Here is a 17,477-nt window from a genome sequence, read left to right as displayed (position 1 = left end):
CATTCGATAAACGGCTTGTGCCGGTAAAGGCGGCGTCGGACCGCTGATATGCAGTGGCAGCGGATGCCAAAGGGGATCGATATCGGTCCCTGCATGCGATGCTTGCAGCGGAGACGCGTCCCAGTGATAATACATACATCGCGTATGAATAGTATATATTCATACGCACTGTATGTAAACAATCATACGTTATGTATGTAAGGGGAAAGCAATGGTTCGCCGCACGCGTGTGGAGATGGAAGAAACCCGAGCATCGTTGCTGGCTACCGCCCGCACAGTGTTCAGCGAGCGCGGTTATGCCGATACGTCAATGGACGACCTCACCGCGCAGGCAGGACTGACGCGTGGTGCGCTGTATCATCACTTCGGCGATAAGAAGGGCTTGCTGCTGGCGGTGGTAGAGCAGATCGACGCGGAAATGGATGGTCGCCTGCAAAGCATCTCCGACAGCGCTGGCGATCTGTGGGAAGGCTTTCGCCATCGCTGCCGTGCCTATCTGGAGATGGCCTTGGAGCCGGAAATTCAGCGCATCGTTTTACGCGATGCCAGGGCGGTGCTGGGAGGCGCTTCACCGGACTCGCAGCGTCATTGCCTCGAGTCGATGCAAGGGCTTATCCGCGAGCTGATTCATCAAGGCATCGTGGCCGACACTTGCCCAGAGGCACTGGCTTCGATGATCTACGGCAGTCTCGCAGAAGCGGCGTTCTGGATCGCCGATGGTGACGAAGGCAATGCGCGCTTGATAAAAGGAGTTGCGGCATTGGATTTGCTTCTACGTGGGCTGTTACTAAAGAGGTAATCGTGAAAAGTGGCAATCTCATCAGAAGCGGACCTTTCCGTAGAACCCTTGAGATTAATTTTATTGCAACCATATGAAACCTTGGATGGCTGAAGCCAAACCAGTTTCGTTGCTGAATGTAGAGCTTTGCTTTCTCTTGAAGAAAGAGTTCTATTTCGGTCCGGACAGACATGCAGGCGTGGACACGTCAACATGTACACAGTGCCTTCAGCCGCCTTCATTTCCACGGTCTGAACCATCCATGGTACTTACGTCCGAACTTGGCGGACGAGAGGGCGAGTTGGCTGCCTGCTACCGGCAGGTGGTGGAATTGGCTATCTGCCATGGAATGAATTTCAATTCGATTCGCCACCACTTCTGGGTGCGGTTGTGGATGTGGAATGGCAGGGGTGAGCTTTGAATGGTTCAATCATTAACACGGAGGAAAAATATGCAAGTCAAGCGTATCGTTGCCAATGTCCCCGTGTCGGATCCGGGCCTGGCGCGGAGGTTTTACGAGGAGGTGCTGGGCCTGAGCCTGCTGATGGACCACGGCTGGATCATGACGTATGGTGCGCAAACCGAGATGAGTGTTCAAGTGAGCTTCGCCACGCAAGGCGGCTCGAATACGGCCGTGCCAGACCTGTCGATTGAAGTCGATGACGTCGATACCGCATTTGCACGCATGGTTGCCGCAGGGTTTGCCATCGAGTATGGGCTGAGCGATGAGCCCTGGGGCGTCAGGCGCTTTTTCGTGCGCGACCCTTTCGGCAAGCTCATCAATATTCTGTCGCACACATAGACAAGATGCCGACGGCGGCTGCGGGCCGCCAGCCGGCCAATGCCACCCGGCGCCGGCCTGTGTAAAACCCCTGGCGCCGCTCCCAATCTGTTGTACAATCCTTGAGAACGGTCGTGCTTTTTTGTGCGCTGAGCTTCCTTGCGTGCAGGCATCACGGCAACTCATAAGAACAAGGAGACAGACATGGACCTGCATTACACGGCCGGGGAGACGGCGTTCCGCGACACGGTGCGCGCCTTCCTCGACACCCATCTGCCGGCGGACTTGCAGCGCAAGGTGCGCCAGCATCTGCGCCTGAACCGCGACGACTACGTGCGCTGGCACAAGATCGTCGCGCAACAAGGCTGGGCCGCGCCGGCCTGGCCCGTCGAATACGGCGGCACGGGCTGGACGTCCGTGCAGCGCCATATCTGGGAAGACGAGTGCGCGCGCGCCGCCACGCCGCCGATCCTGCCTTTCGGCATCAACATGGTGGCGCCCGTCATCATGGCCTTCGCCAACGCCGAACAAAAAGCATACTATCTGCCGCGCATCTTGAATTGCGACGACTGGTGGTGCCAGGGCTATTCGGAGCCCGGTGCCGGTTCCGACCTCGCCTCGCTGAAAACCACGGCCCAGCGCGACGGCGACCATTACATCGTCAATGGCCAGAAAACCTGGACCACCCTGGGCCAGCACGCGGACATGATCTTTTGCCTGGTGCGCACGGACAGCACGGTGCGCAAGCAGGAAGGCATCAGTTTCTTGCTGATCGACATGAAAACGCCGGGCATCACCGTGCGCCCCATCATCATGCTCGACGAAGAACACGAAGTGAACGAAGTCTTTTTCGATAACGTGCGCGTGCCCGTCAGCAATCTGGTCGGCCAGGAAAACAAGGGCTGGACCTACGCCAAGTATCTGCTGGGCCACGAGCGCACGGGCATCGCCGCCGTGGGCCGCTCCAAGCGCGAATTGACTTTCCTCAAGCAGCTGGCCCTGCGGCAGACCAAGCGCGGCGCGCCGCTGCTGCACGATCCCGCCTTTGCCGCCAAGGTGGCTACCCTGGAAATCGAATTGATGGCGCTGGAAATGACGGTCTTGCGCGTCATCAGCGACGAGGGCAAGGGGCCGGGGCCGCAGGCGTCGATGCTGAAGGTGCGCGGCTCCGAACTGCAGCAGCAACTGACGGAACTGATGGTCGAAGCCATCGGCCCGCAAGCCTTGCCCTTCGACCCGGCATTTCTTGACGGCAGCGCGCCGCACAGCAGCGCTGGCGACGACCTGGCCGCGCCGCTGGCTGCCTACTACTTCAATTACCGCAAGACATCGATCTATGGCGGCTCGAATGAAATCCAGAAAAACATCATCACGCAGATGATCCTGGGCCTGTAAGCCAGAAGGAGACGACATGGACTTCCAATTCAATCAGGAACAGCAGCAATTCGCCGACGCGCTCCGGCGCTGGGTCGACAAGGATTACCCGTTTGAGACGCGGCAAACCATCATCCATTCCGCCACGGGTACGTCCGATGCCGCCTGGGCCACCCTGGCCGAGCTGGGCATGACGGCCTTGCCGCTGCCGGCCGCCGCGGGCGGTTTCGACGGCACGGCCGTCGATATGCTGCTGGTGATGCAGGAACTGGGGCGTGGCCTCGTGGTCGAACCGTATTTCGCCACCGTGCTGGGCGCGCGCTTCTTGACCCTGGCGGGCGGCCATGATGCGGTGCTGGAACAGGTGGCCAGCGGCAGCCTGAAACTGGCTTGCGCGCTCGGCGAGCGGCAGTCGCGCCACGACCTGCACGACATCGCCACGACGGCCACGGCCAGCGGCGACGGTTTCGTGCTCGACGGCGAGAAAACCGTCGTCATTCATGGCGCCCAGGCGGATTCTCTGATTGTGTCGGCGCGCAGCAGCGGCGGCCAGGATGAGACGGAGGGCATTTCACTATTCCTCGTGCCCGTCGACGCGCCCGGTGTTTCCGTGCGCGACTACCGCACCATCGACGGCCAGCGCGCCGCCACCGTGATCCTCGTGCAAGTGGTGCTGGGGCATGAGGCCCTGGTCGGACAAAAGGGGCAGGGCTGGCCCGTGCTCGACGCGGCAGTGGATTACGGCGCCGCCTTGCTGTGCGCGGAAGCCGTGGGCGCCATGGACGCCATCTTCGCCGCCACGCTCGACTACTTGAAGACGCGCCAGCAGTTCGGCGCGCCGATCGGCAAGTTCCAGGCCCTGCAGCACCGCATGGCCGACATGTTCATCCACCTGGAGCAAGCCCGTTCGATGGCCATGCTGGCCGCCGCCAAGGCCGATAGCGACGACGCGTTTGATCGCCGCCGTACCGTGTCCGCCGCCAAGGCGCGGGTGGGACTGGCCGCCACCTTTGTCGGCCAGCAAGCCGTGCAATTGCATGGCGGTATGGGCGTGACGGACGAATTGCCCGCCGCCCATCATTTCAAGCGCCTCTCCATGATCGCCCTGACCCTGGGCGACGTGGACCATCACATCGAGCGCTTTATCGCCCAGCCGGGCTTCTTGCCGACGGAGACCGCATGACCGCATCGACCGCTATCGCCCCGAAACACTGGTATTTCGAAGACTTTACGCAAGGCTTGGAAATCGACCTGGGCCAGCGCCACGTGACAGAAAAGGAAATCATCGCTTTCGCCACGGATTTCGACCCGCAGCCGTTTCACGTCGACCATGCTGCGGCGGAAAAGACCATTTTCAAGGGCGTCATCGCCAGCGGCTGGCATACCTGCGGCATGATGATGCGCCTGGTGGTCGATAACCTGCTCAAGCACTCGTCCAGCATGGGCTCGCCCGGCCTGGACAGCATCCGCTGGCTCAAACCCGTGCGCGCAGGCGACACCCTGCAACTGACCTACCAGGTCAAGGAAGTGCGCCCATCGACGTCGAAGCCGGACCGCGGCATCGTCATTTCCGTGTGGAGCGTGCGCAACCAGCATGGCGAGGTGGTGACCACCGTCGAAGGCATGGGCATGTTCGGCCGCCGTCCGGCCGGAGAGCAGCATGCGTGATATCGCCGGCATCGCCGGTTTCCAGGCCTTGTCGGGACAGCACGTGGCCGTCTCCGACTGGCTCACCATCACGCAGCAGCGCATCGACACCTTTGCCGACGCCACGGACGACCATCAGTGGATCCATGTGGACGCCGAGCGCTGCGCGCGCGAGTCGCCGTACGGCTGCACGGTGGCGCACGGCTTTCTCACACTGTCCCTGTTGCCCGCCATGCTGCAGGGTGCGCTGCACATGGCCGGCATCCGCATGGCCATCAACTATGGCCTCAATAAAGTGCGCTTCCCGGCGCCCGTGCCCGTCGGCAGCCGCCTGCGCGCGCGGCTCGACATCCTCTCCGTCGAGGATGTGCCGGAAGGGGCGCAAGTGAACTGGGCCGTGACCATGGAGAGGGAAGGCGACACGAAACCCGTGTGCGTGGCGGAGTTTCTGATGCGTTGCTATCCCTGAGCGGCAAGCTGAGCCCACATCGCAGGTCGGCGTAGGTCGGCTTAGCCCGCAGGGCGTAAGCCGACGCAGGTGCGCGCGCCTTCTCTTTACTCCCCCTCCCACGCGCAATACCTGTCCCGCCCCGTCTGCTTGGCGCGGTACAGCAGGGCGTCGGCGGCGCGGATCAGGGCGCTGGGGTCCATGCCTTCCGTGGGCATGACGCTGGCCATGCCCAGGCTGACGGTGACGTGCGGGCCGGCGCTCGATCTGGCGTGGGCAATTTCCAGCGCGCGCACTTCGTCGAGGATGCGCTGGGCCACCACTTCGGCGCCGTCGCGCGTTTCCTGCGGCAGCAGGATGATGAATTCCTCGCCGCCGTAGCGCGCCAGCAGGTCGGGCGGGCGCACGGCGCAGCGGCGCAGGGCGGCGCTCACCTGCTGCAGGCACAGGTCGCCCGCCTGGTGGCCATACGTGTCGTTGTAATCCTTGAAGTGGTCGATATCGGCCATGATGAGGGCCATCGGCACGCCGTCGCGCGCGCAGCGCCGCCATTCGCTGTCCATCGTGTCATTGAAGCTGCGCCGGTTGGCCACGCCCGTCAGCGTATCCGTCAGCGACAGCTCGCGCATGGCGTCGGCCTGCCGCTTGATGGTCAGCTGGCTGCGCACGCGGGCCCGCACGACGGCTGCGTTGAACGGTTTCGTGATGAAATCGACGGCGCCCGCTTCCAGCGCCCGCGTCTCGTCCTCGGGCTGGTTCAGGGCCGTGACGAAAATGACGGGAATGGCGCTCAGGATGGCCGATTCGCGCAGCGCATTGCAGACGGCGTAGCCATCCATGCCGGGCATGACGGCGTCGAGCAGGATCAGGTCCGGCAGTTGATTATGCGCAATCTCCAGCGCCTTCTCTCCGCTCAGGGCGAACAGCACGTCGTGTTCCTCGCGCAGCAACTGGTGCAGGATCTGGATGTTTTCCATGGCGTCATCGACGATGAGGATGCGCCCGTTCATGGCAAGGTTGGTCCAGCTCACTTGTTTTCCTCTCGTTTCAGCTGATCGAGCACGAGTTTTTCCGCTTCGGAAAAATTCAGGGTTTCGATCGCGTTGGCCAGCGCCAGGGCCGCTTCCCGGTCTGATTGTTGCAGGGCGGGGTGCAGCGCGTGGAATTGGGCCAGCGCCTTCAGGTTATTGTTGCGGATCAGGACAAGCAAGTCGGCCAGGCCGGCGCGCAGGTCTGGCGGCGCGCTGCCGGGTGCGGCGGGTGCACCCTGCCCGCGCCGCAGGGGCGAGGGCAGGGTGCGCGCCGCCTCGATGACTTCGGCCATCGCCAGTTCCAGCTGCCCCAGCAAGGCGGGTGTCGCGTGCGATTGCCCCGTTTTCAGCGTTTTTTCCGCCTCGCCTGCCAGGCTGGCGACGTGGGCGGCGCCCAGGTTGGCCGCCACGCCGCACACGCGGTGCAGCAGCTGCGCCGCCTGCCGCGTCTGGCCGGCGGCCAGCAGGCGCCGCGTGTCCTCGACGGCGTCGCCTTGCGAATTTTCAAAGCGCTTGAGCAGGGCCAGGAAGGCGCCGTAGTCGCCGCCGAAGCGGTGCAGGGCAGCCGCCAGGTCGATGCCGGGCACCGTGGCCGGCACATCGGCCATCCACGCGACGGCGTTCGCGGCCGGCATGGCGCTGCCGCCAGTGCCAGCTCCCGGCGGCGCCGGCACCAGCCGGGTCAGGGTCTCGATCATGTCGTCGACATCGATGGGCTTGGCCACATGCGCATTCATGCCGCTGGCGATGGCGCGCAGACGGTCCTCGTCCATGGCATTGGCCGTCATGGCGACGATGGGCAGGTCCGGCAAGCCCAGCGCGCGGATGGCCAGGGTAGCGTCGTAGCCGTTCATGACGGGCATCTGCAAATCCATCAGCACCACGTCCCAGGCGTCCGGCGTGCTGGCAAGCAAGTCGACGGCCAGCCTGCCGTTGGCAGCCACGGCCACGCGCGCGCCCGAGTGCAGCAGGATGTACTGCGCCACTTCCTGGTTGATTTCATTGTCTTCCACCAGCAGGACGCGCATGCCTTCCAGCAAGCCCGACAGGGGCGTGGACACGGGCAGCGCGGAAGGCGCGCTGCGGCCTTCGCGCACGGCCGTCACGGCCGCCAGCAGGCGTGCCGGGGTGGCTGGTTTCGAGACGATGCCGGCCAGCATCAGGCTGTCGGCCAGGCGTTCGAGGTTTTCGCTGTCCTGGTCGGCCACCAGCATGATCACGGGCGGCAGCGCCAAGAGCGCATCGGCGCGCGCCTCGGTGAGCATGGAAATGCCATCCATGCCTGGCATGGCCGCGTCGAGCAGCACCAGGTCTGCCGGCGGCAAGCCGTCCGGGCCACCGGCCTGGCGCAGCAAGGCCAGGCCGGCCGCGCCGCTGTCGGCGCTGCGGCTGTGCCAGCCCTGCGCCGCGCACCAGTCTTCCAGCATGGCGCGCACGCTGGCGTTGTCGTCGATGATCAGCAGCGACAGGGCCCTGGGCGCGCCCTTGCGGCGCGGCTCGTGCGGCGCCGCCGCCTTGCCGAAGCGGCAGCGGAAGCGGAAGTCGGAACCCTGGCTCAGCGCGCTTTTCACGCTGAGCTGGCCGCCCATCAATTCCACCATGCGCCGGCAAATGGCCAGCCCCAATCCCGTGCCGCCGTATTTGCGGCTGGTGCCGCTGTCGCCCTGGGAAAACGCGTCGAAGATGCGTTCCTGCTCGGCCGCGCCGATGCCGATGCCCGTGTCGCGCACGGAAAACTCCAGGGTCACGCTGGCCGCGTCCTCGGCCGCCATGCCGATGGACAGCACCACTTCGCCATGCGAAGTGAATTTGACGGCGTTGCCCACCAGATTGATCAGGATCTGTTCCACGCGCAGGGCGTCGCCGATCAGTTCATCGGGCACGCCCGGGTCGAGCACGAACACGGGCTCCACGCCGCGCGCCCAGGCGCTGCTGGCCAGCAGCACGCCGACGCTGCCGAGCATGCGTTCGAGCTGGAAGCGGCGCTGTTCCAGCACCATCTGTCCCGCCTCGATCTTGGAAAAATCGAGCACGTCGTTGACGATATGGAGCAGCGACTGCGTGGCCATCTGGATCTTGCCGACGTAGCTGCGTTCGCGCCGTTCCAGCGGCGACTCTTCCAGCAGGCGCGCCAGGCCGATGATGGCGTTCATCGGCGTGCGGATTTCATGGCTCATGTTCGCGACGAATTCGCTCTTCGCCGTGCTGGCCGCCTCGGCCTTGTCGCGCGCGCGCACCATCTGCTCATTGAGTTCGTGCAGGCGCAATTCCGTGCGCTTGAGTTCGGAGACGTCCGAGGCCAGCACGAAGAAGCCGCGCACGCCGCCGCTGTCGTCGACGTCGGGGATGTAATTGGTCCACGTATGGCATACCTGTCCCGTGGGGTCGAGCAGGTCGCGCTCGAAGCTTTGCGGCCGACCCGCCAGCACGCCCTCGACGTGGGGCGCATACACGTCGAACAGTTCCTGTCCCAGCAATTCGCTCATGTGGATGCCGGCCAGTTCGGCGCTGCTGCGGCCAAACCATTCATTGTAGAAATTATTTGCGAATCGGCAACGCAGATCGGCGCCCCAGTACGACACCATGCCGGGCAGGTTGTCGGTGACGGTGCGGATGAAGCGCTCGCTCTGTTCCAGGCGCAAGGTGGTGGCGTGCAGCACCTCGGTGGCGCGCTTGCGTTCCGTGATGTCGATCGACACCCCCAGCACGTGGCTGGCGCGCCCCGCGTCGTCGCGCAGCACCACCTTGCGCGTGGTGAAGTGGCGCGTGGTGCCGTCGGCCGTGTTGATCGGCTCCTGGTCGATTTCCACCATCTGCCCCGTGGCCAGCAGCTTGCGGTCGGCGCTGACGAAGGCGGCCGCCTGCTGCGGCGGGAAGAAGTCGTGGTCCGTCTTGCCCAGCAATTGCTCGCGCGAGCGTCCCAGGGTCAGTTCCGCGTGGCGGTTGACCATTTCAAAGCTCAGCTTGTCGGCGCGCTTGACGAAGACCATGGCCGGGATGTTTTCAATGATGGTGCCGAACAGGTGTTTCGAGCGGCGAAATTCCGCTTCGCTGCGCTTGCGCTCGCTAATGTCCAGCCACAGGCCCGACACGCCCAGCAACTGCTGCTCGGGGCCGAAAATCGGGTGATACGAGACGATCCAGTGACTGAGCTGCTCGCGCTGCCGCCCGCCATGACCCTGCAATTCGAGGTCGACGATGGGCGATCCCGTCTCGAGCACCTGGCGCACGCAGCGTTCCACCTCCATGCGCACGGCGTCGTCGAACAGCATGGCACCCACGGGACGGCCCAGATGCTGCGCCACGCTGGCCCCGTGGATGGCGGCCAGGTACTGGTTGATCATGACGACGCGCAAGTCCAGTCCCACGAACAGCATGCCGATGGGCGCCGTCGCGTAGACGGTTTCCAGCAGGCGCGTGGATTTTTCCAGGGCCAGGGTGCGCTCGCTCACCAGGCTTTCGAGCTGTGTGCGGTGGCGCCGCAAGTCGCGTTCCAGCGCGCCCAGCGCGGCTGCCATGTCGGCCGATTCGCGGTCCGTGTGCTTGTTCGAAAGCAGGGGTTTGCCTTGCGCCAGCGCATGGATCTGCACGGTCAGTTCCTGCAGGGTGCGGGCCAGGCGGCCGCCCACACGCCAGGCCAGGGCAAAGCCGGCGCCCAGCAGCAGGGCCAGGATGAGGGAGCCGGTGACGACGGAGCGCAGCAGGGCTTCGGCCACCGTGCTGGTGCGGATGGTGACGGCCACCGTCCAGGCGTCGTCCGGCGCGCGGCGAAAGCCCGTATACACGTCGATGCCTTCCAGGGTGGCGTGGCGCAGCACGCCTTCGCGCTGCTGGCGTATCTGCTCCAGCAGGGGCGCCGGGCTGCGCTGGCCCACATAGCGCTGGGGCGCCAGGGTGCGCGCCACGTTGATGCCGTCGGCGTTGACGATGGCCGCGCCCAGGTAGGCCGGCAGGTGCAGCTCGCGCAGCAGCAAGGGCAGGTAGTCGGGCGGGTACAGCGCCGTCAGCACATAGGCGGGCCCCTTGTTACGCGGCAAGCGTTGGTTCAGGGCCAGCCGCGGCACCTCGTCCGGCGCCGTCAGCAAACTGGTCAGCCGTGGCTTGCCGTAGTCGCGCGCGCGGTCCATGCTGGCGGCCCATTTTTGCGGCAAGGGGGGAGGTGTCTGGCCGGCGGGCAGCGATGTATTGATCAGCTGGCGTCCCTTGGCGTCGGAGACGATGAAGGCGCTGACGGCCAGGCCCGGCTGCAGCAGGCTGCCGGCCAGGGCGCGCAGGGCGCCGATATCGTCGTCTTGCAGGGCGGGCGAGGCGGCCAGCAGGCGCGCGGCCATCTGGGCGCCGCTCAAGTCGCGTTCGATGGCGGCGGAGACGGCGCGCGCCGCCTGCGCCGTTTCGCTGACGACATGGTCGCGTTCGCGCGTGTAGCTTTGCGCCACGAGCAGGAGAAACACGAGGGCCGTCGGAATGACCCAGGCGAACACCAGCCATGAAATTCTTGAGCGTATCGAAGGCAAATCTTGCACCCGGAAAGCTCCCAGAATGGATGAGTCGACAGGCAGGCTCACGCTGGCGCTGGCTGACCTTGAATGAAAAGATGCTAGACGAAATTGATTGTTCTGACAAGCCTAGTTTCTTGGATGGAAAAAAGGTTGCGCAAGGCATACAGAAGGGAGGTAACGCCCCTCCCGCCGTGGCGGCGGGAGGGCAGGGAAACTTAGGGGACCACGGTCAGCACATCGACATCGATTTCCGGGCTTTCCATGAAATCCTTTTCCACTTCGCCGCGAATTTCCACGCGAGTCCTGGCGTCGATCTGGCGGTTCATGAAGACCTTGTCGTCGATGTCCACGCGGATTTCCGCCGTGCCGTCGGAAAACGTGTATTTCTCGTTGCCCACTTTGCGCAGCAGGTGGCCGCGCAGCACGACGGCCTGGTCGTCGACGGGATTTTTCAGGATGGCGGCCACATTGCCGGGCGCGGCCGGGCCGGCTGTCGGGCCCACGTACTGGGCGTGCGCGCCGCCGGCCAGCAAGGCGCAGGCGGCGGCCAGGGAGACGATGAGTTTGCGGTGCAGTGGCATGGTATTCCTTCGATAGTGAGTGGCGGCTCAGAAAAAGACGGCGGTGCGGGGGATGATAGCACCGGTATTGCCATAGGGCATGTTCGCCCGGACGCTGCCCGTGCTGGCCACGCCATCGTCGAGTTTGCTGTCGATCTGCTCGGCGTAGCCTTCGGGCAGGTTGTCGAAACGGATGCCGTTGCCGGCCCGTCCGCCCACTTCATCGTTGTACAGGTAGACGGCGCCGCCCTGGGCGCTGGTCATGAATTGCGAGGTGCCGTTGAACGAGCCGGTAATGAAGCCGCCCAGCGCAAGGTGCTGCGGCGCCAGCGTGAATTCGCGCGGCTGGCCGTCGCCGATCTGGCCGTCGCCATTGCCGTTGCCGGCCGAATTGGGCACGTGCACGGTGCCCTGGATATCGTCGCCGGGCAGGGCGCGGAACTTGTCCTGGTAGGCGTTGACGGCGGCCGTCAGCGCATTCGACTGCTGGATGATGTTCTTCACCTTGGCGCTGTCGATCAAGCCTTGTCCCTTGAGCACGCCGCCGAGCAGCAAGCCGATGATGACCAGGACGATGGCGATTTCTACGAGCGTAAAGCCGTGCTGGCGGCGTGGGATCATGGGAATTTCCTTGGAAAAAAGTGCTGGGGACTGGTATGGCAGTTTACTGCAATTGGCGCCGCGCGCGCACGGCATGTCGGACGGTGGCTCATGGCGCCGCCTTTTTCTTGTCGGCCAGTGCATCGAGCTTGCGCGCGAGGAAAGCGAGTTCGTGCGGGTCGCTGATCTGGCCGCTGGCGATCAGGCCGCCGATCACCAGGCGTGCGCTGTCGAGCTGGTCCATGTCTTCCAGGATGAACGCTTCCATCTCGCGCACCCAGGCTGGCACTTGCGGCCCCGTCGCCAGCCGGCGCAGCTGGCGTGCATAGGCGAGCGCCAGCGGCAGGTCGTGCAACTGGTGTTTGGCCACCAGCGCCGCCTGCGCCATGGCGGGCCAGCGGTGCTGCGGGTCGGCGGCGAAGCTGGCGGCGACGAAGGCCAGCATGCGCCGCGCGCGCTGCGGATCGGCCACGCCCGCGTACACTTCGCTGGCGGCCACCAGCGCGTAGCGGCTGCGCGGGTCGAGCGTTTGCGCCGTCTCCAGCCAGCCGGCCAGGCGGTCATAGTCGAGCTTGCGCCACGGCAGGCTGACGCCGGGCTGGTCTTCGAACGATTGCAGGTACAGCAGCATGGCCTTGGCCATGGCCAGCGGCTCGCCCAGGCTGGCCAGGCGCGCCACGGCTGCCGGCGGCGCGGCGGGCAGGGGCCGCGCCTGTGGCGGTGCCTGCTGCTGCGCCAGGCGCCAGCCCAGCTGCAGCAGCACGCAGGCCGCCAGCAGCCAGCACAGGGGGCGCGGCACGCTCGACCAGGGACGCTGGGCGGCGGCCATCAGATGTTCCTGCGGTAAAAGTCGCACAGCGCGCAGCTGGCCAGCAAGGCCACATAGATGGCCGTTTGCGCCGCCACACTGGCCAGGGCTTGCCAGTCGCCGGTCGCGTACAGCAGCCACTCCGTGCGCGCAAAGGCGTCGAGGCGGGGCAAGAGCAGGGCCAGCACGTCGATGGCGCCTGCCGTGGCCCGTTGCACCAGGGAGTCGCCCGCCTGCGGGCCGTGCGCGAGTAGCTGCAGGCTGCCCAGCATGCGCGCCAGCACATAAAAGCCGCCAGTCGCGGCCAGCGCGGGCAGGGCCTGCTGCAGGCTGGCCGCGCACAGCAGGCTGAAGGCGGCGACGATCCACAATTCTCCCAGCAAGGACAGCGCCCACAGCGCGCTTTGCGCGGGCGCGGCGAACAGCGCCATCAACAGGCCGAACAGCACGGCGGGCACGGCCGCCAGCGCCCCGTAGCCCAGCAGTTTTCCCAGCAGGTAGGCTGCGCGCGGCATGGGCAAGGCCAGCAGCAATTCCAAGCCCCGGTCGGCCGCTTCGCGCGCCATGCTGGTGATGATGAACGTGGCCAGCAGGAAGACGCCGGCCAGGCGCAAGGCGGCCGCCAGCAGCGACGCCTGCACGGCGCCGCTTTCCGTCAGCGCCAGTTGCTGCAGAAAGCCGGCCAGGCCGGCGGCGGCGCAGGCGGCCAGCACGAACAGCCACGGCAGGCGGCTGCGCAGCGCTTCGAGCAGCGTGTAGCGGGCGATGGTGAGGGCGGGCCGGAGCATGGATGCGTGCATCAGCGGGGCAGCCTTTGCGCCGCCACCATGCGGTTGAACAGGATGTTCGGCGACAGCCAGACGACGATATCGTCGAACTCGCCGCCGGGCTGCTGCGGGCCGCTGGCGGCGCGGCTGATGACAGTGGTGGCGTTCGATGCATTGTTGCGCTCGTCGACATTGTTGCTGAAAGGAATAGCCTGGCGCTGGCCCTGCACGCCCGTGGCGCCAAAGCCGTTCTTGCCGTGGGACATGATCATGGCGGGGATGTCCCTTAACGCCGTCGCCTGCAACAGTGCGCCGCCGTTGCGCGTGACGATGCTGATGTCGCGCGGCGTGCCCAGGTTGAATTGCTGCTCGCTGTCGCTGAAGGCGGGCGTCACGCTGTAGCGGAACAGATTGTTCCAGCTGTCGCCCTGGCGCAGTCCCAGGGTGGCCCAGGGCAGGAAGCCCGCACGTTTTTCGCCCGTGCAGCGGGCGCCGCGCCGGTCTTCCAGGCCATTGCCGGCGGAGATGGCGGGACACGGCAGGTAGCCGTAGCGCAGCGCGTAGCCCGTCAGCGCTTCCTTCGCTTCATTGAGCGCCTGTTGCGTCTCGGCCACCTTGCGCTGTTCCAGCTGCACCGTCAAGGGCGTGACCAGGCCGCCGATCATCAGGCCGACGATGACGAGCACGATGGCGATCTCGATCAGGGAAAAGCCGCCCTGGCGGCGCGGATGGAGGGCGCTCATGGCAGGTTGCGCGCGGCGCGCATGCGTTGATACAGGGTGGGCAAGGTAATCCAGGTGAGCATGTCGTCAAAGGCGCCACCGGGCGGCGTGGCAAGCTCGGTGGCGGGGCGGTTAATGAAGCGGCGGCTGGCGCTGTCGTTGGCGGCTTCGTCGATATTGCCGCGCGCCGTGTTGATCTGCGCCACGCCGCTGGCGGCCGTGCCGTAGTGATCCTTGCCTTGCGAGAACAGCACGGCGGGCAGGCATTGGGCGCTGACGTCGCACTGGTCCTGGCCCGCCACGAAGGCGAATGCGCCGCGCCCGTCGCGCGTGAGCACGACTCTGTTGGCGACAGCGGAAAACGAGACGATGGGCGCGCGCGCCATTTCCGGCGTAACGCTGTAGCGCAGCAGCTTGCCCCAGGCGTCGACGCCGTCCACGCCCAGCGCCACCCACGGCAAAAAGCCGCTGCACTCGGCGTCGTTGGCGCAGTCGGCGGCCCGTTCGCGCCCGTCGAGGGCGGAGGCGGCCGGACGGGGCAGGCGGCCATTGGCCGCCGCAAAGCCCAGCAAGGCGTCGCGCGCCTGCGCCAGGGTGGCCAGGGTGCGCTGCTGGCGTTCGGCCTCGCCCGTGTTGCGCCCGAAGGCGCCGATCAGCAGGCTGGCCGTGCCCAGGCCCAGCACGGCCACCAGCAGCAACAGGGCGGCGCCGCGCTGGCGACGAAGTTGGCGATGCGCCTGGCGCGGCGTCATGGCGGCGCCTCGGTGACCGTGCCGCTGGCCGGGTCGTAGCGCTGGCCGGGCTTCAGCAGCACCACCTGGCCGTTCGACAGGCGCAAGGTCAGGGCGCCGGGCGTGCCGGACTTGTCGCGCGCAAGGCGGTTGTGCGGTTCGTTTTGCGTTTCCTGGTTCAGCCAGACGGTAGAGCGGCCGCTGCTGCGCTGCACCACGCCATTCAATTCCACGGGCGGGGCAGGCGGCGGTGGCGGCGGCGGGCCGGGGGCGCCGCCAGGGCAGGATCGGGCGCCGGCGGGCCGTAGCGCTGCGCGTCGAGCTGGGCGCGCTGGTCGGGCGACAGGAACAAACGGCCCAGTTGCGGCGACTGTGCCTGGGCCGTGAGCGCGGCGCCGGCCAGCAGCACGCCCAGGACGAGGGGGCGCAGGAGGGGAGGCGCAGGAGGGGGCGCGCAGGACGGGGGTGCCGCTCATGGCCGCCCCGGCACGGGCGCGCTGCCCAGGGTCAGCCACAGCAGCTCGCATTCGGCGCCCACGGTGGGCGCAGCTCCGCTGCCTGGACCGGCGCCGGCCGCAGCGTGGCGCTTGAGCGTGCAATCCTGCACGGCGAAATAGCCGGCCTGGCGCAAATCGTCCAGCAGGTTCAGCAAATCCATCTCGTGCAGCAAATCCATCTGCAGGCGCATGCGGCTGCCGCGCAGCTGATATTGTCCCATCACCATGGGCAACGGTACTTGCAGCCCTTGCTGCGGGCTGATGTCATAGCTGATCGGCAGCAGTTTGCGCTGTTCCTGGCTGCGGCGGATGGCGTCGATCCAGGCCAGGCGGTTTTCCTCGCCGATCAGGCCGCGCTGGCGCAGGGCCAAGAATTGCGGTTCGTAGGCGCGGATTTCCTGCTTTTCCGCCTCCGCATGGTTGAACAGGAGGGCGGCCGCCGAACGCGTGCGCTGGGCCAGGTCCAGCTGCTGCGCTTCACGCGCCCGGTAGGCGGCACTCAGGCTCAGCAGCACCACGCTGGCCAGCAAGGTCAGCGCAAAGCACAGCAGGGCGCGGCGTATCAGATGCAGTTCGCCCAGCCAGGCCGGCAGCGCGCGCGCGGGCGTGCCGCTCCGTTGCATGCCGGGCAGGGGCGGCTGTTTGACGGGGCCGCTCATGGCTGCCACGCGAGCAAGAGGGTGAAGCGGGCCTGGCTGGCCGGCGCCGGCACGGCGCTCTTGCCGGACAGGGCCGCGCTGGGGCGCAGGTCGAGCGGCGTTTCCTCGATCGTCACCTGCATGCCCGGCTGGCGCGCCAGGGTTTGCGCGAAGGCCGTGATGGCCGCCAGGGCCGCGCGGTAATCGTTGTTCGGCATGGCCACGTCCGCTTCCAGGCGCAAGGCCTGCGGCGGCGCGACGGGAATGCCGGCCAGGGCGCTGCCGGCCGGTGCGCCCGTACTTTGCTGCTGCTGTGGCGGCGTCTGATTGCTCGCCACGCGCGCGGGCGCCTGGCCCGCATGCCAGTGCAGCTGGCCCAGCGCGACTTGCGGCGCCTGATCCAGTGCGGCGCTCAGCATGCCCAGCAGCCGGCCCGGCTCCGGCGCCTGGCTGGCGATCATGTGGCCCAGGGTCACGGCCACTTTCATGTTTTGCGTCTTGGCCGGCGCCGGCGGCTGGGTCGACATGACGCTGCGGTAGCGCTCCTGATAGGACGCCGTTTCCTGCGCCAGGCGTTCGATGGCGGCCCCGTCGGCTATGCCGCCGAGCAAGTTAATCGCGCACCACAGGGCCGCCGATGCGCCGATCAGCGTGCTGGCGCCATACAGCGCCTTGCGCGCGCGCTGGAAATGGTAGTAGCGGGCCAGCGCGCCGGGCGGATAGTGGCTGGACGGCGGATGCTTGCCCAGCAAAGTCAGCAACAATTCGTCGGCCAGCGCCGGCGTGCGGCGCAAGCCCACCCGTTCGCCCGCCAGCTGCAGGTCGATGAAGTGGTAAGCCACTTCGACGCCGTTGTCGCACAGCAGTTCGAGCTTGGCGATTTGCGCGGCCGGCGCCAGGATGACGGTATTCAAGACGTCGCCGCGCGCCAGCATGCGCGTGCTGGTGAGAAATTGCCGCGTTTTTTCCGTTTCCAGCGCAATATTCACGGCCACGCCGTCGAGCGCGATGGTGGCCGTCTGGCGCGAAAAGCGCAGCTGGCCCTTTTCATAGTAGCTTTGCCGCAAGCCGCCTGACTGCTGCGTCACCAGCAGCAAGTGTTCATGCGCGATCGACAGCTTTTTGACCAGCGCGATACTGAGCAGGCTGGTCGAATAAATGCCGGCCACGGGCACGCGCAAGTGCTCGAGCGCCTCCGTCCATGGCTGCAGCAAGGATGGGTTGGTCAGCGCAAAGAACAGCACCTGGTCGTCGTGGCGGCCCGTGCTTTCGCGGCCCAGCAGGGTGCTGCCCCGGTAGGGCGTGTCGCGGTGTAATTGCTGCTTGCGCCGCTCCAGCAGGGCACGGCCCGCCTTGCCGCGCACGTGGGGCAGCAGCTGGCGCTGGAAATCTTCCTCGATCAAGTCCGTCAGCAGGTAGGCGGGCACGCCCGACCGTTGCCCCTGCGGATCTTCCAGCCACGCGGCGAAACCGTCCAGCCCGGCCGCGCTGGCGGGGAAGGCCTGGCCCTGGCCCAGCACGCCGTGGTCCCAGTCGTAGGCGCACAGGGCATCGCTGGTGATGTAGAGTAATTGTTTGCGGAACACGGCGGTCTCA

General features: G+C 66.2%; 18 protein-coding genes. 6 read left to right on the top strand and 12 right to left on the bottom strand.

Annotated features, from left to right (window positions below; genetic code table 11):
- The first annotated feature begins 211 nt into the window (after positions 1-211).
- From JAB4_RS18820 to JAB4_RS18795, 6 genes are all read left to right on the top strand, one after another.
- Positions 212-799 (top strand): TetR/AcrR family transcriptional regulator, encoded by a 588-nt coding sequence (locus tag JAB4_RS18820; protein WP_070222914.1) that lies wholly within the window; start codon positions 212-214, stop codon positions 797-799.
- A gap of 430 nt (positions 800-1,229) precedes the next feature.
- The gene (locus tag JAB4_RS18815; protein ID WP_070222911.1) at positions 1,230-1,580 is read left to right on the top strand and encodes a VOC family protein; all 351 of its coding nucleotides are present in this window, start codon (positions 1,230-1,232) and stop codon (positions 1,578-1,580) included.
- A gap of 183 nt (positions 1,581-1,763) precedes the next feature.
- Positions 1,764-2,954: an acyl-CoA dehydrogenase family protein gene (locus JAB4_RS18810; protein ID WP_070222908.1), complete on the top strand. Its 1,191-nt coding sequence runs from the start codon at positions 1,764-1,766 to the stop codon at positions 2,952-2,954.
- A gap of 16 nt (positions 2,955-2,970) precedes the next feature.
- The gene (locus JAB4_RS18805) at positions 2,971-4,116 is read left to right on the top strand and encodes an acyl-CoA dehydrogenase family protein (RefSeq protein ID WP_070222906.1); all 1,146 of its coding nucleotides are present in this window, start codon (positions 2,971-2,973) and stop codon (positions 4,114-4,116) included.
- Positions 4,113-4,601 (top strand): MaoC family dehydratase, encoded by a 489-nt coding sequence (locus JAB4_RS18800; RefSeq protein WP_070222904.1) that lies wholly within the window; start codon positions 4,113-4,115, stop codon positions 4,599-4,601. The genes JAB4_RS18805 and JAB4_RS18800 overlap by 4 nt, the downstream gene beginning before the upstream one ends.
- Entirely contained in the window at positions 4,594-5,049 is a 456-nt protein-coding gene (locus JAB4_RS18795) for a MaoC family dehydratase (protein WP_070222902.1), read from the top strand. The genes JAB4_RS18800 and JAB4_RS18795 overlap by 8 nt, the downstream gene beginning before the upstream one ends.
- Before the next feature lie 86 nt (positions 5,050-5,135).
- On the opposite strand, the gene JAB4_RS18790 is transcribed toward JAB4_RS18795, so the two are convergent.
- The 12 genes from JAB4_RS18790 to JAB4_RS18735 form a co-directional block, all read right to left on the bottom strand.
- Positions 5,136-6,059, bottom strand: coding sequence for a diguanylate cyclase (locus tag JAB4_RS18790; RefSeq protein WP_083287374.1), 924 nt, complete (start codon positions 6,057-6,059; stop codon positions 5,136-5,138).
- Positions 6,056-10,540, bottom strand: a complete 4,485-nt coding sequence (locus JAB4_RS18785) for a PAS domain-containing protein (RefSeq protein ID WP_227741993.1) — start codon at positions 10,538-10,540, stop codon at positions 6,056-6,058. Before JAB4_RS18785 ends, JAB4_RS18790 begins: the two co-directional genes overlap by 4 nt.
- Before the next feature lie 233 nt (positions 10,541-10,773).
- Positions 10,774-11,139, bottom strand: coding sequence for a NirD/YgiW/YdeI family stress tolerance protein (locus tag JAB4_RS18780; protein WP_070222900.1), 366 nt, complete (start codon positions 11,137-11,139; stop codon positions 10,774-10,776).
- A gap of 27 nt (positions 11,140-11,166) precedes the next feature.
- A complete protein-coding gene (locus tag JAB4_RS18775) occupies positions 11,167-11,739 on the bottom strand; it encodes a prepilin-type N-terminal cleavage/methylation domain-containing protein (RefSeq protein WP_070222898.1) in 573 nt (190 codons plus the stop codon).
- Positions 11,740-11,827: 88 nt separating this feature from the next.
- Complete coding sequence (locus tag JAB4_RS18770; RefSeq protein ID WP_070222896.1) at positions 11,828-12,547, bottom strand: hypothetical protein; 720 nt, start codon at positions 12,545-12,547, stop codon at positions 11,828-11,830.
- Positions 12,547-13,326 carry an ABC transporter permease subunit gene (locus tag JAB4_RS31055; protein WP_070222894.1) on the bottom strand — a complete coding sequence of 260 codons (780 nt, stop codon included), beginning with the start codon at positions 13,324-13,326 and terminating at the stop codon, positions 12,547-12,549. The genes JAB4_RS18770 and JAB4_RS31055 overlap by 1 nt, the downstream gene beginning before the upstream one ends.
- Positions 13,326-14,036 (bottom strand): type II secretion system protein, encoded by a 711-nt coding sequence (locus JAB4_RS31050; protein ID WP_070222891.1) that lies wholly within the window; start codon positions 14,034-14,036, stop codon positions 13,326-13,328. Before JAB4_RS31050 ends, JAB4_RS31055 begins: the two co-directional genes overlap by 1 nt.
- On the bottom strand, positions 14,033-14,767 hold the full coding sequence (locus tag JAB4_RS18755) for a hypothetical protein (RefSeq protein ID WP_070222889.1): 735 nt from the start codon (positions 14,765-14,767) through the stop codon (positions 14,033-14,035). Before JAB4_RS18755 ends, JAB4_RS31050 begins: the two co-directional genes overlap by 4 nt.
- Positions 14,764-14,979, bottom strand: coding sequence for a hypothetical protein (locus JAB4_RS18750; protein ID WP_070313525.1), 216 nt, complete (start codon positions 14,977-14,979; stop codon positions 14,764-14,766). The genes JAB4_RS18755 and JAB4_RS18750 overlap by 4 nt, the downstream gene beginning before the upstream one ends.
- Positions 14,970-15,155 (bottom strand): hypothetical protein, encoded by a 186-nt coding sequence (locus tag JAB4_RS18745; RefSeq protein WP_193725204.1) that lies wholly within the window; start codon positions 15,153-15,155, stop codon positions 14,970-14,972. The genes JAB4_RS18750 and JAB4_RS18745 overlap by 10 nt, the downstream gene beginning before the upstream one ends.
- Positions 15,156-15,218: 63 nt before the next feature.
- Positions 15,219-15,902, bottom strand: a complete 684-nt coding sequence (locus JAB4_RS18740) for a hypothetical protein (RefSeq protein ID WP_227741991.1) — start codon at positions 15,900-15,902, stop codon at positions 15,219-15,221.
- Positions 15,899-17,467 carry a hypothetical protein gene (locus tag JAB4_RS18735; RefSeq protein ID WP_070224565.1) on the bottom strand — a complete coding sequence of 523 codons (1,569 nt, stop codon included), beginning with the start codon at positions 17,465-17,467 and terminating at the stop codon, positions 15,899-15,901. Before JAB4_RS18735 ends, JAB4_RS18740 begins: the two co-directional genes overlap by 4 nt.
- Positions 17,468-17,477 lie beyond the last annotated feature (10 nt).

The organism is Janthinobacterium sp. HH102 (assembly GCF_001758625.2).
Classification (GTDB): Bacteria; Pseudomonadota; Gammaproteobacteria; order Burkholderiales; family Burkholderiaceae_D; genus Janthinobacterium.
The sequence above is the reverse complement of the archived record's forward strand: the minus strand, read 5'-3'. Positions and strand labels throughout refer to the sequence as shown.

Excerpts from the sequence above, each read along its gene's own strand:
- JAB4_RS18820 (WP_070222914.1), top strand. The coding sequence starts at position 212 with ATGGTTCGCCGCACGCGTGTGGAGATGGAAGAAACCCGAGCATCGTTG.
- JAB4_RS18815 (WP_070222911.1), top strand. The coding sequence starts at position 1,230 with ATGCAAGTCAAGCGTATCGTTGCCAATGTCCCCGTGTCGGATCCGGGC.
- JAB4_RS18810 (WP_070222908.1), top strand. The coding sequence starts at position 1,764 with ATGGACCTGCATTACACGGCCGGGGAGACGGCGTTCCGCGACACGGTG.
- JAB4_RS18805 (WP_070222906.1), top strand. The coding sequence starts at position 2,971 with ATGGACTTCCAATTCAATCAGGAACAGCAGCAATTCGCCGACGCGCTC.
- JAB4_RS18800 (WP_070222904.1), top strand. The coding sequence starts at position 4,113 with ATGACCGCATCGACCGCTATCGCCCCGAAACACTGGTATTTCGAAGAC.
- JAB4_RS18795 (WP_070222902.1), top strand. The coding sequence starts at position 4,594 with ATGCGTGATATCGCCGGCATCGCCGGTTTCCAGGCCTTGTCGGGACAG.
- JAB4_RS18780 (WP_070222900.1), bottom strand. The coding sequence starts at position 11,139 with ATGCCACTGCACCGCAAACTCATCGTCTCCCTGGCCGCCGCCTGCGCC.
- JAB4_RS18775 (WP_070222898.1), bottom strand. The coding sequence starts at position 11,739 with ATGATCCCACGCCGCCAGCACGGCTTTACGCTCGTAGAAATCGCCATC.
- JAB4_RS18770 (WP_070222896.1), bottom strand. The coding sequence starts at position 12,547 with ATGGCCGCCGCCCAGCGTCCCTGGTCGAGCGTGCCGCGCCCCCTGTGC.
- JAB4_RS31055 (WP_070222894.1), bottom strand. The coding sequence starts at position 13,326 with ATGCACGCATCCATGCTCCGGCCCGCCCTCACCATCGCCCGCTACACG.
- JAB4_RS31050 (WP_070222891.1), bottom strand. The coding sequence starts at position 14,036 with ATGAGCGCCCTCCATCCGCGCCGCCAGGGCGGCTTTTCCCTGATCGAG.
- JAB4_RS18755 (WP_070222889.1), bottom strand. The coding sequence starts at position 14,767 with ATGACGCCGCGCCAGGCGCATCGCCAACTTCGTCGCCAGCGCGGCGCC.
- JAB4_RS18740 (WP_227741991.1), bottom strand. The coding sequence starts at position 15,902 with ATGAGCGGCCCCGTCAAACAGCCGCCCCTGCCCGGCATGCAACGGAGC.